The following is a 13,131-nucleotide window of genomic DNA, read 5'->3' as shown; positions in this document are numbered from 1 at the left end:
ACTCGCGCGCCGGAGGCCTGCGGAACCGGGGGTTCTCGCGGGCGGGAGGTTTGCCGGACCGGGGGCACTCGCGCGCCGGAGGCCTGCGGAACCGGGGGTTCTCGCACGCGGATCCGTGCCGGCCGCTGCCCGTGGCACGGCCGCGGGGGGACCGGGGTTCTCGCGCACGCGGATCCGGGCCCGCGCGGGCCCGGAACGCCGCCGGCCGCGTACGGATCCGTGGGCCGGCCCGCAGGCGAACCGGTGGCCTGTCCCCCGTACGGGATCACCCGCGCGGACCCGCCTGCGCGCGGCCGGGTCGCCGTCAGTACCGTCATGGGGCGGGCCCCTCGCCCCGGCCCTGTCAGCGTCAAGGAAGAAGAGAAGGTGGCCCGCGGCCATGCACACACCCAGTGAACCGGACCTCCGGCACCACGGCGACGCCGAAGTGCGGGGCGGTGGCGCGGAATTGACCGATCTGGCGGTGAACGTCCGGACGGGCACGCCCCCGGAGTGGCTGCGGGAGCGGCTGGCGGCCTCGCTCGACGGGCTGGCCGCCTACCCCGACGGGCGGGCGGCGCGGCGTGCGGTGGCCGAGCGGCACGGGCTGCCGGAGGAGCGGGTGCTGCTGACGGCGGGGGCGGCGGAGGCGTTCGTCCTGCTCGCCCGCGCGCTGCGGGTGCGGCGGCCGGTCGTCGTGCACCCGCAGTTCACGGAGCCGGAGGCCGCGCTGCGGGACGCCGGGCACACGGTGGAGCGGGTGCTGCTGGACCCGGAGGACGGCTTCCGGCTGGACCCGCGGGCGGTGCCCGGCGACGCGGACCTGGTGGTGGTGGGCAACCCCACCAACCCGACGTCCGTGCTGCACCCGGCGCAGGCGCTGGCCCAGCTGGCGCGCCCGGGGCGGACGCTGGTCGTGGACGAGGCGTTCATGGACGCGGTGCCCGGCGAGCGGGAGTCGCTGGCCTCGCGGACGGACCTGCCGGGCCTGGTCGTGCTGCGCAGCCTCACCAAGACCTGGGGGCTGGCGGGGCTGCGCATCGGCTACGTCCTGGCCTCACCGGGGACGATAGCCCGGCTGGAGCGGGCCCAGCCGCTGTGGCCGGTGTCGTCGCCGGCGCTGGCGGCGGCGGAGGCGTGCAGCGCTCCCCCGGCCCTCGCGGAGGCCGCGCACGCCGCGCACCACCTGGCCGCCGACCGGGCCCATCTGACGGCGGCGCTGTCGGCGTTCGAGGGGGTGCGGGTGTACGGCCCGGCGGCCGGCCCGTTCCTGCTGGTGCGGATGGCGGACGCGGCGGCGGTACGGGGGCGGCTGCGGGGGCTGGGGTTCGCGGTGCGGCGCGGGGACACGTTTCCGGGTCTGGGGCCGGAGTATCTGCGGCTGGCGGTGCGGGACCGGGGGACGACGGATCGTTTCGTGGAGGCGCTGGGGAAGGTGCTGGCGGACGGCTGAGGCGTCGCCTGCGGCGGGCTTTTCCCCAGCCCCGCCCCTTCCCGATACCGGGGCTCAAACGCCGGCCGGGCTGGATTTCAGCCCGGCCGGCGTTTGAGGCCACCGCGCGGAGCGCGGAAAAGGGGGCCCGGGGGCGGAGCCCCCGGTTACGGGAAGGGGCGGGGCTGGGGAAAAAGCCCCGCGCAGCGGCCACGTCAGCCGCGGCGGACCGCCCGGCGCCGCCCCATCACCACCGCCCCGCCACCCACCACCACAAGCAGCCCCGCCACCCCCACCACGTACGGCGCCGCCGAACCACCCCCGGTCTCGGCCAGATCCGGCCCCGCCGGAGCCGCCGGCTTCGCCGGCACGTGCGCCGCCGTCTGCGGCTTCGTACCCCCGCCCGGTGTGACGGGCGCGGCCGGCGAGGGTGTGCGTACGGCGCCGGAGGGCGTCTCGCACGTCGCCCGGGCGAGTGTGACCTGTCCTTCGACCTCGGCCACGTTCAGCCGCAGGGGGTTGACGGAGACCTTGAGTTCGAGGGCCGCGGCGGCCGCCGTGCGGGAGGTCGTGGCGGTCCGTGACAGGTCGAGGCGGACCTCGCCGACGCCCGGTACGGAGACCTTGGTCGGGCCGGTGGCGGTGAGGGTGACGCGCTTCCCGAGGACGGAGACGCTGCCGAGCACGTTCGCCTTGGCCGTCGGCTGCCGGCCCGCCTCGCACACCGCTCTGGAGGTGACCTGCCGCACCTCGATGAGGGAGAGCTGCGGCAGCCCGGGCAGGCGCACCTCGGCGTGCACGAGGTGGGCGTAGCCCTCGGCCTTCCGGCCGTCGGCGGTGGCGCGGGCGGTGGCGGTGTCGGCGCGCAGGACGGTGACGGGGCGGCCCTGTTCGACGCCGTCGAGGGTGACGGTGAGGGCGGTCCGGTCGGCGTTCGCGGGCGCCTTCACCTCGTTGAGCGAGGTGTCGAGGGGGACGCGGACCGTCTTGTCGAGGAGGCCGATGTCGAGGCCGGTGCGGAGGACGACCGCGCCGGAGGTCCCGTCGGCGGAGGTGCCGCCGGCCGGGGTGCTCTTGCCGGAGGTGCCGCCGGTGGGCCCGGTGGCGGCGGCGGGTCCGGCGGCGGTCCCGGTGGCGACGGCCGTGAGGGCGGTCGCGGCGACGGCCAGACGGACGGCGCGGCGGCGTACGGGCATGCCGGAGGAAGGGATGACGGTGGTGCTGAACACGTGCGTGGAACCCCCACGAGAGGTGTGGTGCCGCCGGCGCGTCTACGGGGGACAGCGCGCGCCGGCGGCGGGACCCCGCCATATTTGACCCCTGGAGGGTGAACGGGCGGCACACTGAGGCCAGTTCACCCCAAAGGGTAGGTTTCGCAGCCGCATTCGATTCCGTCGACGCGTGAGTGTTTTCTCGTCACATGCGTCACCCCTGTTCGAGGGCAGGAGTGATCGCTAAGGTCCGGCCGTATGCCGAACGAGCGAACCTCCCCCGACTCCGCCGCTGTTCAGGGCGGTGCGACCGACGGATCCGCCGCGGCGGCCGGCGGCGCCGCGTCCGACCGGACCGCGCGGCTGGCCGTCACCGTCTTCCCGCTGCTCGTCCTCGCGGCGGGCGGCGTGGGCCTCGCGGCGCCCTCGCACTTCACGGGCTGGGCGCCGGCGGTGCCGTACCTGCTGGGCGTGGTCATGTTCGCGATGGGGCTCACCCTCACGCCGGCGGACTTCCACGCCGTGGCCAAGCGCCCCTGGGCGGTGGGGCTGGGCCTCGTGGCCCACTACGTGATCATGCCGGGGCTGGGCTGGCTGATCGCCACCGCGCTCGGCCTGCCGCCGCAGCTGGCGGCCGGCGTCATCCTCGTCGGCTGCGCGCCGAGCGGCACGGCGTCCAACGTGGTCACCTACCTCGCGCGCGGCGACGTGGCGCTGTCCGTGTCGGTGGCGACCGTCTCCACGCTCGTCGCACCGCTGGTGACACCGCCGTTGACGCTGCTGCTCGCGGACCGGTTCCTGGACGTGGACGCCGGGGCGATGCTCGTCGACATCCTCAAGACGGTGCTGGTGCCGGTCGTCGGCGGCGCGCTCGTACGCCTGCTGGCGGGGCGGTACGTCGACCGGGTGCTGCGCGTCCTGCCGTGGGTGTCGGCGCTGACGATCTCCGTCATCGTCCTGACGGTGGTGTCGGGCAGCGCGGCCCGCATCAAGGACGCGGCGGGCCTCGTCCTCCTCGCCGTCGTCCTCCACAACGGCCTCGGCCTGGCCCTCGGCTACGCGTCCGGCCGGCTGGCCCGCCTGGGCCGCCCGGCGAGCCGGGCCATGGCCTTCGAGGTCGGCATGCAGAACTCCGGCCTGGCGGCCTCGCTGGCGACGGCGCACTTCAGCGCGGCGGCGGCGTTGCCGGCGGCGGTGTTCTCGGTCTGGCACAACGTGTCGGGAGCGGTGGTGGCGGCGTGGATGTCGCGCGACGGCGCCCCTGCGGGGGGCCATTCCCCCACCCCGCCCCTTCCCGGAACCGGGGGCAAGCCCCCGGGCCCCCGGCCGCGCTGACGCGCGGTGGTCTCGAACTCCCCCAGCTACCGCTGGGAGGTGCTCCCAGCGGTAGCTGGGGGAGTTCGAGGACCGGGGTCCGGGGCGGAGCCCCGGTTCGGGAAGGGGCGGGGTGGGGAACAGGCCCGCCGCAGGCGCACCACCGCACCACCGCACCCGCGCACCCTCACCCCCGCACACCCACCGGCAGCCACACCCTCAGCCGCCAAGTCCCCCCGCTCTCACCCCACTCACCCCCACCCCCCAGCAACCGCACCCGCTCCATGATCCCCGCCAGCCCCCGCCCACCACCCGTCCGCCGGGCCCCCGGCACCACCCCCGCCACCGGGTTCTCCAAGGTCACTTCCAGGACGCCCCCGCGCGAGGCGATGCCGAGCCGCACCGGCACCGGCCCCGCGTGCCGCAAGGCGTTGGTGAGGCCCTCCTGGACGATGCGGTAGGCCTCGCGGGAGACGACCGCCGGCACACGGTCCAGGGCGGCGTCGACGGTGGGCACGACCGTGCCGCCCGCCGCGCGGGTGCGCTCCAGGAGGGCGTCCAGGGCGGCGAGCGTCGGCGCGGGCGCGGCGGAGGCCGTGCCGTCCTCGCGCAAGAGGCCGAGGACCGTGTCGAGTTCGCCGACCGCGTCCCGCGTCGTCGCCTCGATGGCCGCGAGCGCCTGCCGGGCGAACTCGGGGTCGGAGTCGAGGACCCTGCGCGCGGCGCTCGCCTGGAGGGTGACGGCGCTCAGCGCGTGGCCCACGGAGTCGTGCAGCTCGCGGGCCAGCCGGTTGCGGAGCGCGAGATGGGTCGCGTGCCGCTCGGCGGCGGCCAGCCGGTCGGCCGCCGTGGGTCCCAGGAGGACGGGCGCGCAGCGCGCCAGGAGCGCGCCCGCCGCCCAGGAGGAGACCACGATCAGGGCCAGCAGGGCGAGCCCGGCGAGCGGCGCCAGGAGCAGCCGGGGCCCGGCGAAGACCGCCGCCCGGCCCAGGCCCCCGGCGTCCCGGTCGCGGTCGAGGAAGGGCAGGGCGATCAGCGTCACGGCGGCCGGCGGGGTGGCCAGCGACATCCCGCTGACGAGGCCGCCGGCCGTGAGGTGGAGCGTGTACCAGGCGGCCGTCCTGCCGCGCGCGGCCCAGGAGGTGCTCGGCCCGGTGGCCAGCCCCTCGCCCGGCACCCCGCACAGCGCCCGCGCCGCCGCGCCCTCCAGGGGGCGTACGAGCGGCAGGAGCGCGGTGAGCGCGGCGGGGAGGAGGGCCAGCGCGAAGACGCCGAACTGCCGGGCGAGCGAGCCCCCGAGGAGGAGGCTTCCCCCGTCGGGAGCGGTGACCAGGGCGAGGAGGACGTCGGCCAGGAGGTAGTACGGCATCAGCAGCGCGCCGCCGAGGAGGAGGTGCACCCAGCGGAGGCGGGCCCGGTGGCCGAGGAGGGCCGTCACGGGGCGGATCTTCGCGAACCGTTGATCATCCGCACAGGGTAGGTGACGCCGGCGGTCCGGAGGGGCCGCGGACGTCCCCACCCGCGCCAGGGGCCCGGCCGCCCGGTCCCGGCGGGCCGCCACGCCGAGGCCCGTTGTGCGCGCGCGGGGCGCCGGGCCGCCCCGGGATCCTTCCCCGGGACGGCCCGGCGGGCGTTCGCACACCCCGGCCCGGCGCCGCGCCCTCCTCCTGCCCCGGGCCGCGGGCGAAGGCGGACGGCGCCGGACGGTCCCGCTACCCGGGGCCGGTCCCCGGCTCTCCCCGCCGCATGGCGCGCGGCGCTCCCGGGCGTCCCGCGGGCGGGTTCCCGCCGCAGAACGTCGCGTGGTCGTCCCAGGTCGGGAACCCCGGATCGGCTGTGGTGGCAAGGGCTTCGAGGAGCGGACTCCGTCGCGTTCGGCTCATGTCCCAAGGCTTCCGTGCCCACCCCGTCCACCGCTTCCCCCGCAGCGGTGAATCACCCTCGGCCGCAGGGCGGAACCGGGCGCGCTCCCGTCTGGTCCGCAGGGCCCGGTCCGCGCCCGGACCGCTCCTCCTCAGGGCGCGTGTGCCCTCATCCCGCCGTCGGGGGCGGACCCTGACCGCGCCGGCGCGCCCGCGGCCGGGGTGCGCGGGCCGGTCGCGCGCCCCCGCTCCGCCGGGCATGGACGGAATGATCGCGTCCGCCGATAGTGGGTGGATGGAAAGCCTCGCGCCCGGCCGGTTCGCCCCGGAGACCGTCTATCTCAACACCGCGGCCACCGGCCTGCTGCCCACCGGGGCCGCCGCCGCCATGGGCGAGGCGATCGGCGTCCTGGCCGCCGGGGCCCCGGGGAACGTGGACTTCTCGGCCACGGTGGACGCGGCCCGGACCGCCTACGCCCGGCTGGTCGGCGTGCCCGCCGCCCGGGTCGCCGCCGGCGGTTCCGTCGCCGTGTACTGCGGCCTCGTCGCCCAGTCCCTGCCGGCCGGTGCCGAAGTGCTCGTCGCGGAGGGCGACTTCGCCTCGCTCGTCAATCCCTTCCACACCCGGCCCGGCCTCCGGGTGCGTACGGTCCCGCTGGAGCGGCTCGCGGAGGAGGTGCGGCCGGACACGGCGCTCGTCGCGGTGAGCGCCGTGCAGTCGGCCGACGGCCGGATCGCCGCCCTCGGGGCGATCTCCGCGGCCGCCCGCGCGTACGGCGCCCGTACGCTCGTCGACGTCAGCCAGGCGGCGGGCTGGTTCCCGCTGGACGCCGCCGCCCACGACTTCACCGTCGGTGTGGGCTACAAGTGGCTGATGGGCCCGCGCGGCGTCGCCTTCCTCACCGTCCCCGAGGACCTGGGCGCCCTCACGCCCGTGTTCGCGGGCTGGGTCACGGGCGAGGACCCCTGGCTGACCTGCTACGGCAAGGTGGAGCCGCTCGCCTCGACGGCCCGCCGCTTCGACGAGAACGTCGCCGTCCTGTCGTACGTGGGGGCCCTGCACGGGCTCGCCCTGGTGGAGGAGCTGGGCGTCGAGCGCATCGGCGCGCACGACCGGGCGCTCGCCGACCGGTTCCGCGCCGGGGTGGTGGCGCTGGGCCTCACGCCCGTGCCGGCGGAGGGCTCGGCGATCGTCGCCGTCCCGGGCGTCCGGGGCGCCGCCGAGCGGCCGGCGGCGGCGGGGGTGCAGGTCAGCGCGCGGGCGGGGAGGCTTCGCGCCGCCTTCCACCTCTACAACTCCACCGCCGACGTCGACCGGCTGCTGGAGGTGCTCGCACGCCGGTGAGTGGGTAGGACGGGAAGATCACCGCCCACGGGACGCTCCGCCGGAGCCCCGTGCGGAGCTCTGCCTTCTTCCGTCCTTCCCTCCCCCGCTTCCCGAGGAGAGCACATGCGCCGTGCGCGCGACGAGCAGGACCACTCCGCGGCCCTCGACCGGATCCTCCAGCTCGGGCTCGGCTTCGCCGTCTCGAAGGTCCTGTTCAGCGCGGTCCGGCTCGGCCTCTTCACCGAGCTGGCCGCGCGCCCGCTGCCGTACGAGGAACTGCGCGACCGGCTCGGCCTGCACCCCCGCGCCGCCCGCGACTTCCTCGACACGCTGGTGGCGCTCGACCTGCTGGAGCGCGGCCCCGAGGGTTACGGCAACACCCCCGTCACCGCCCGCTACCTGGACCGCAACCGCGCCACCTACCTGGGCGGCTTCCTGGAGATGACCGACCACCGGCTCTACGGCTTCTGGGGCACGCTCCTCGACGGGCTGCGCACCGGCGAGCCGCAGAACGAGATCAAGCACGGCGGTGACTTCTTCGGGACCCTCTACCAGGACCCCGTCCGCCGCTCGGAGTTCCTCCAGGCCATGACGGGCCTGTCGATGCGCTCGGCGCACGCCCTCGCCGATGCCGTCGACTGGTCCGCGCACCGCGTCGTCGCCGACGTCGGCTGCGCCGAGGGCGGTACCCTCGGCCAGATCCTGCTGCGCCACCCGCACCTGCGGGGCACCGGCTTCGACCTGGAGTCCGCGCGCGGCGACTTCGACCGGCGCGCCGAGCGCTTCGGGCTCGCGGACCGGCTCACCTTCGCGGCCGGCGACTTCTTCACGGACCCGCTGCCCCGCGCCGACGCCCTGCTCCTCGGCCACATCCTGCACGACTGGGACCTGCCGACGAAGCGGATGCTGCTGCGCAAGGCGTACGAGGCGCTCCCGGCGGGCGGCGTCGTCATCGTCTACGAGACGCTCATCGACGACGACCGCCGCACCCATCTGACCGGGCTGCTGATGAGTCTCAACATGCTCGTCGAGACCACCGGCGGCTTCGACTACACCGGGGCCGAGTGCCGCGAATGGCTGGCCGGGGCGGGCTTCGCGGAGAGCCGTGTGCAGCACCTGGCGGGGCCCGAGTCGATGGTCATCGCCCGTAAATAGCCGTCGGTCGCCGGGCGGGCCGGGCCCGCCCGGCGGCCGACGGGCCCGCTCAGGGCACCGGGGTGAAGTCCCGCGCCCCCACGAACTCCGGGCGCCGCGCCGGTGCCGCGAACGGCTCCACCGCCGCGTTGTCCACGCTGTTGAAGACGATGAAGACGTTGCTGCGCGGGAAGGGCGTGATGTTGTTCCCTGACCCGTGCATGCAGTTGCAGTCGAACCACGTCGCCGACCCGGCCGGCCCGGTGAAGAGCCGGACGCCGTGGCGCTCGGCGAAGCCGGTCAGCGCGGCGTCGGAGGGCGTGCCCGCGTCCTGCATCCGCAGCGACCGCTTGTAGTTGTCGCGCGGGGTCTCACCGGCGCAGCCGAGGAACGTCCGGTGCGAGCCGGGCATGATCATCAGCCCGCCGTTGGTGTCGAGGTTCTCGGTGAGGGCGATCGAGACCGACACGGTCCGCATGCGCGGCAGCCCGTCCTCGGCGTGCCAGGTCTCGAAGTCCGAGTGCCAGTAGAAGCCGGAGGCGCCGAACCCGGGCTTGACGTTGATCCGGGACTGGTGGACGTAGACGTCCGAGCCGAGGATCTGCCGGGCCCGGCCGACCACGCGCGGGTCGCGCACGAGCTCCGCGAAGACCTCGCTGATCCGGTGCACCTCGAACACCGACCGCACGTCCTGCGACCGGGGCTCGACGATCGAGCGCTCGTCGGCGCGTACGGCCGGGTCGGCGATCAGCCGGTCCAGCTCGGCGCGGTAGCGCGCCACCTCGTCCGGGCCGATGAGCCGGTCGACCGTGAGGAAGCCGTCGCGGTCGTAGTCCGCCAGCTCGGTGTCACCGATCGGGCCGGGGGCGCCGGGGCGGGACCACACCACCGGGTCCCGCCGGGGTACGGGCACCTCCTGGGTGCCCCGGGTCGGGTAGAGGTCGCTGACCGTGGCCGTCATCGCTCAGCCCTCCTCCGTGAGCAGGGGGTAGACGCCGTTCTCGTCGTGGTCCTCGCGGCCGGTGACCGGCGGGTTGAAGACGCACACGCAGCGGAAGTCGGTCTTCGGGCGCAGGGTGTGGCGCTCGTGGCCGTCCAGCAGGTACATGGTGCCGGGCTCGATCCAGTGCTTCTCGCCGGTCTCGTCGTCGGTGAGCTCGGCCTCCCCCTCGACGCACAGCACGGCCTCGATGTGGTTGGCGTACCACATCGACGTCTCCGTGCCCGCGTACAGCACGGTCTCGTGCAGGGAGAAGCCGACGCGCTCCTTGGCGAGCACGATGCGCTTGCTCTCCCAGGTGCCGGACCGGGCCTTGACGTGCCGGTCGGTGCCCTCGATGTCCTTGAACGAACGGACGATCACGGTGGTGCCTCTCTCTGTCGGTGCTGTCGGTGCTGGTGTTTCCGGTGGTGCGGGGCCGGGTCGTGGGCGGGCGGTGGTCAGGCGGTCTCGCGGACCGCGCGGGCGAGGGTCCGCAGGCCCTCGTCCAGTTCCTCGGGGGAGATGGTCAGGGCGGGGAGCAGCTTGACGACCTCGCTCGCGGGGCCGGAGGTCTCGACGAGGAGGCCGAGTTCGAAGGCGCGCGCGGCGACGGCCGAGGCGCGGGCGCGGTCGGTGAACTCCAGGCCCCAGACGAGGCCGCGGCCCCGGTACCGCCCGCCGAGCCCGGGGTGTTCGGCGCAGATGGCGTCGAGCGCCCGCGCGACCTGCTCGCCCCGGGCGAGGGTCTGCTTCTCCATCTGGCCGTCGGCCCAGTAGGCGTTCAGAGCGGCCGCGGCGGTGACGAAGGAGGGGTTGTTGCCGCGGAAGGTGCCGTTGTGCTCGCCGGGCTCCCAGATGTCGAGCTCCGGCTTGAACAGAGTGAGCGACATCGGCATCCCGTAGCCGCCGATGGACTTGGACAGGGTGACGATGTCCGGGGTGATGCCCGCCTCCTCGAAGGAGAAGAAGGCGCCGGTGCGGCCGCAGCCCATCTGGATGTCGTCGACGATCAGCAGCATGTCGCGGCGCTCGCACAGGTCGGCGAGGGCGCGCAGCCAGTCGGCGCGGGCGACGTTGATGCCGCCCTCGCCCTGGACGGTCTCCACGATGACGGCGGCGGGCTGGTTCAGGCCCGAGCCCTGGTCCTCCAGGAGCCGTTCGAACCACAGGAAGTCCGGGACCTGCCCGTCGAGGTAGTTGTCGAAGGGCATCGGGGTGCCGTGCACCAGCGGGATGCCGGCGCCGGCCCGCTTGAAGGCGTTGCCGGTGACGGCGAGCGACCCGAGGGACATGCCGTGGAAGGCGTTGGTGAAGGAGACGATCGACTCGCGGCCCTTGACCTTGCGGGCCAGCTTGAGCGCGGCCTCCACGGCGTTGGTGCCCGTCGGGCCGGGGAACATCACCTTGTACGGCAGGTCGCGCGGGCGCAGCACGATGTCCTGGAAGGACTCCAGGAACGCGCGCTTGGCGGTGGTGCCCATGTCGAGGCCGTGGGTGACGCCGTCGCGTTCGAGGTAGTCGAGCAGGGCGCGTTTGAGCACGGGGTTGTTGTGCCCGTAGTTGAGCGCTCCGGCGCCGGCGAAGAAGTCGAGGTAGGTGTGGCCGTCCTCGTCGTACATCCGGCTGCCCTGGGCCCGGTCGAAGACGGCGGGCCAGCTGCGGCAGTAGCTGCGGACCTCGGACTCGAGGGCTTCGAAGACGCTCAGGGCGGGCGGGGTGATGGTCACGGCGGACTCCAGTGGGGTGCGGGGGTGGCAGGGGGCGCGGCGGACGGACGGGGCCGGACGGGCTCAGCGGGCGGGAGCTGCCGGGAAGTCGAGCGGTCCGATGCGGTGGAGCACCTCGGGCGCGTGCCCGCCGCCGGGGAACAGGCCGTCGTCGAAGAGCACTTCGCGGTCGACGCGGGCGCCGTGGCGCGCGGCGAAGGAGGCGAACAGGCTGTTGGAAGCGGTGTTGTCCGGGGTGACGGTCGTCTCGACCGCGTGGACGTCCCGCTCCCGGGCGACGCGGGCGACGAGGCCGTCCAGGAGGGCGCCGGCCAGGCCCCGGCCGCGGTGGCCGTGGTCGACGGCCACCTGCCAGACGACGAGGGTGCCGGGGCGCTCGGGGCGCAGGTAGCCGGTGACGAAGCCGGCCGGGCGGCCGTCGGCGCGCCGGGCGACGGCGGAGGTGGCGGCGAAGTCGCGGCACCACAGGAGGTAGCTGTACGAGGAGTTGAGGTCCAGCGCCCCGGAGTCGCGGGCCATGCGCCAGATCGCGGCTCCGTCCTCGACGCGTGGGGTGTCCAGCGTCAGCCCCTCCGGCATTTCGAGGAATTCACTGTGGGCACGTGCAAGGTCTGCTTGTGCGGCGGTCATGCGGAGTGAATTTACCCAGCCGGATCGAAAATTGCATGCGGGTCCGGCCTTTCCCGGGCGGTGGGTCGTGTGTTATCGCGCGGGGATACGTGGGCGCGCGAGACGCCGGAAGAATAACAGCATTCGTCCGTATTTTATCGGGCGAACCGGGCGCGGTTGTGGAGTGCATCACAGGCCGGACACCCCCTATCGGGGTGGCGACAAAATCACCGCGTTTAAGGTCGGATTCCGGGGGCAGGAGAATTCCGGGAAGCTGTATTCACGGTAATTCCGGAAGAATTCCAGGAATACCTCCGGGTCGTCGCCGGAGGAAATTCCGGAGCCGTCCCGGGCTCCTCACGGGCCCCTGCGACCCCTTCGGCACCCCTGGGGCGGCGGGGCCGCTGCGCATACAGTGCCGTCATGAGCGACAGTGGTGTGCTGCACATCAAGGGGCGGGTGCTCGTCGGCGCGGACCCCGAGGGCGGGGTGCGCGACGAGCTGTGGGCCGTCGACGGCAGGATCACGTTCGAGCGGCCTGCCGGGGCGCGGGAGGTCACCACCATCGAGGGCTGGGCGCTGCCCGGCCTGGTGGACGCGCACTGCCACGTGGGCCTGGACGCGCACGGCCCCGTCGACGAATCGACCAGCGAGAAGCAGGCGTTGACCGACCGGGACGCCGGCACCCTGCTGATCCGCGACGCGGGCTCCCCCTCGGACACCCGCTGGATCGACGACCGCGAGGACCTGCCCCGGATCATCCGGGCGGGCCGGCACATCGCCCGCACCCGCCGCTACATCCGCAACTACGCGCACGAGATCGAGCCCGAGGACCTCGTCGCGTACGTCGCGCGCGAGGCGCGGCGCGGGGACGGCTGGGTCAAGCTCGTCGGCGACTGGATCGACCGCGAGACCGGCGACCTGTCCTCCTGCTGGCCGCGCGGCGAGGTCGAGGCCGCCATCGCCGAGGCGCACCGGCTGGGCGCGCGGGTCACCGCGCACTGCTTCGCCGAGGAGTCCCTCGCGCCCCTGGTGGAGGCGGGCATCGACTGCGTCGAGCACGCGACGGGGCTGACGGAGGAGACGATCCCGCTGTTCGCCGAGCGGGGCGTGGCGATCGTGCCGACGCTGGTCAACATCGCGACGTTCCCCCGGCTCGCGGAGGGCGGGCAGCGGAAGTTCCCCCGCTGGGCGGACCACATGCGCCGCCTGCACGCGCGGCGCTACGAGACGGTGCGCGCCGCCTACGACGCGGGCATCCCGGTCTTCGTCGGCACGGACGCGGGCGGCTCGCTGGCCCACGGCCTGGTCGCCCAGGAGGTCGCGGAGCTGGTGAAGGCCGGCATCCCGGCCACGGCCGCCCTGGCGGCGACGGCCTGGGACGCCCGCGCGTGGCTGGGCCGGCCGGGCCTGGAGGAGGGCGCCCCGGCGGACCTGGTCGTCTACGGGTCGGATCCGCGCGCGGACGTACGGGTGCTGGCGGCGCCCCGGCGGGTGATCCTGCGGGGACGGGTGGTGCGGTAGCGAACGCGGCTGTCCCCGCGCTTCGTTCAG

11 protein-coding genes are annotated in these 13,131 nt (G+C 74.9%); 5 read left to right on the top strand and 6 right to left on the bottom strand.

From position 1 onward, the window contains the following. Nucleotides 1-379: 379 nt before the first annotated feature. Nucleotides 380-1,432, top strand: coding sequence for an Rv2231c family pyridoxal phosphate-dependent protein CobC (gene cobC / locus SMD11_RS25355; protein ID WP_087928642.1), 1,053 nt, complete (start codon nt 380-382; stop codon nt 1,430-1,432). Between the two features lie 194 nt (nt 1,433-1,626). Here the strand turns inward: cobC and SMD11_RS25350 are convergent, their stop codons facing one another. Continuing rightward, complete coding sequence (locus tag SMD11_RS25350; RefSeq protein ID WP_087930724.1) at nt 1,627-2,607, bottom strand: SCO1860 family LAETG-anchored protein; 981 nt, start codon at nt 2,605-2,607, stop codon at nt 1,627-1,629. Between the two features lie 273 nt (nt 2,608-2,880). Between SMD11_RS25350 and SMD11_RS25345 the strand changes: the two genes are divergently transcribed. Continuing rightward, nucleotides 2,881-3,957: a bile acid:sodium symporter family protein gene (locus tag SMD11_RS25345; protein ID WP_087928641.1), complete on the top strand. Its 1,077-nt coding sequence runs from the start codon at nt 2,881-2,883 to the stop codon at nt 3,955-3,957. Nucleotides 3,958-4,123: 166 nt separating this feature from the next. Here SMD11_RS25345 and SMD11_RS25340 read toward each other — a convergent pair whose 3' ends face one another. Continuing rightward, entirely contained in the window at nt 4,124-5,374 is a 1,251-nt protein-coding gene (locus tag SMD11_RS25340; RefSeq protein ID WP_234366158.1) for a sensor histidine kinase, read from the bottom strand. Nucleotides 5,375-6,057: 683 nt separating this feature from the next. On the opposite strand from SMD11_RS25340, the gene SMD11_RS25335 reads away from it, so the two are divergent. Beyond that, entirely contained in the window at nt 6,058-7,143 is a 1,086-nt protein-coding gene (locus tag SMD11_RS25335; protein WP_087930722.1) for an aminotransferase class V-fold PLP-dependent enzyme, read from the top strand. Nucleotides 7,144-7,248: 105 nt separating this feature from the next. Continuing rightward, nucleotides 7,249-8,280: a methyltransferase gene (locus SMD11_RS25330; RefSeq protein WP_087928640.1), complete on the top strand. Its 1,032-nt coding sequence runs from the start codon at nt 7,249-7,251 to the stop codon at nt 8,278-8,280. Nucleotides 8,281-8,329: 49 nt separating this feature from the next. Here SMD11_RS25330 and thpD read toward each other — a convergent pair whose 3' ends face one another. From thpD to ectA, 4 genes are all read right to left on the bottom strand, one after another. After that, a complete protein-coding gene (gene thpD, locus SMD11_RS25325) occupies nt 8,330-9,220 on the bottom strand; it encodes an ectoine hydroxylase (protein ID WP_087928639.1) in 891 nt (296 codons plus the stop codon). 3 nt (nt 9,221-9,223) lie between these two features. After that, nucleotides 9,224-9,622, bottom strand: a complete 399-nt coding sequence (locus SMD11_RS25320) for an ectoine synthase (RefSeq protein ID WP_087928638.1) — start codon at nt 9,620-9,622, stop codon at nt 9,224-9,226. A gap of 77 nt (nt 9,623-9,699) precedes the next feature. Next, nucleotides 9,700-10,968 (bottom strand): diaminobutyrate--2-oxoglutarate transaminase, encoded by a 1,269-nt coding sequence (gene ectB / locus SMD11_RS25315; RefSeq protein ID WP_087928637.1) that lies wholly within the window; start codon nt 10,966-10,968, stop codon nt 9,700-9,702. 63 nt (nt 10,969-11,031) lie between these two features. After that, nucleotides 11,032-11,598 (bottom strand): diaminobutyrate acetyltransferase, encoded by a 567-nt coding sequence (gene ectA, locus SMD11_RS25310; RefSeq protein WP_087928636.1) that lies wholly within the window; start codon nt 11,596-11,598, stop codon nt 11,032-11,034. Between the two features lie 402 nt (nt 11,599-12,000). Here ectA and SMD11_RS25305 point away from each other — a divergent pair, with 402 nt between their 5' ends. Further along, nucleotides 12,001-13,101: an amidohydrolase family protein gene (locus SMD11_RS25305; protein ID WP_087928635.1), complete on the top strand. Its 1,101-nt coding sequence runs from the start codon at nt 12,001-12,003 to the stop codon at nt 13,099-13,101. Nucleotides 13,102-13,131 lie beyond the last annotated feature (30 nt).

Origin of the sequence: Streptomyces albireticuli (genome assembly GCF_002192455.1) — a bacterium.
GTDB classification, from domain to species: Bacteria; Actinomycetota; Actinomycetes; order Streptomycetales; family Streptomycetaceae; genus Streptomyces; species Streptomyces albireticuli_B.
This window is presented reverse-complemented; position numbering and strand designations above follow the sequence as displayed.

Coding starts and splice junctions, on each gene's coding strand:
- cobC (WP_087928642.1), top strand. CDS start 380: ATGCACACACCCAGTGAACCGGACCTCCGGCACCACGGCGACGCCGAA.
- SMD11_RS25350 (WP_087930724.1), bottom strand. CDS start 2,607: ATGCCCGTACGCCGCCGCGCCGTCCGTCTGGCCGTCGCCGCGACCGCC.
- SMD11_RS25345 (WP_087928641.1), top strand. CDS start 2,881: ATGCCGAACGAGCGAACCTCCCCCGACTCCGCCGCTGTTCAGGGCGGT.
- SMD11_RS25335 (WP_087930722.1), top strand. CDS start 6,058: ATGGACGGAATGATCGCGTCCGCCGATAGTGGGTGGATGGAAAGCCTC.
- SMD11_RS25330 (WP_087928640.1), top strand. CDS start 7,249: ATGCGCCGTGCGCGCGACGAGCAGGACCACTCCGCGGCCCTCGACCGG.
- thpD (WP_087928639.1), bottom strand. CDS start 9,220: ATGACGGCCACGGTCAGCGACCTCTACCCGACCCGGGGCACCCAGGAG.
- ectA (WP_087928636.1), bottom strand. CDS start 11,598: ATGACCGCCGCACAAGCAGACCTTGCACGTGCCCACAGTGAATTCCTC.
- SMD11_RS25305 (WP_087928635.1), top strand. CDS start 12,001: ATGAGCGACAGTGGTGTGCTGCACATCAAGGGGCGGGTGCTCGTCGGC.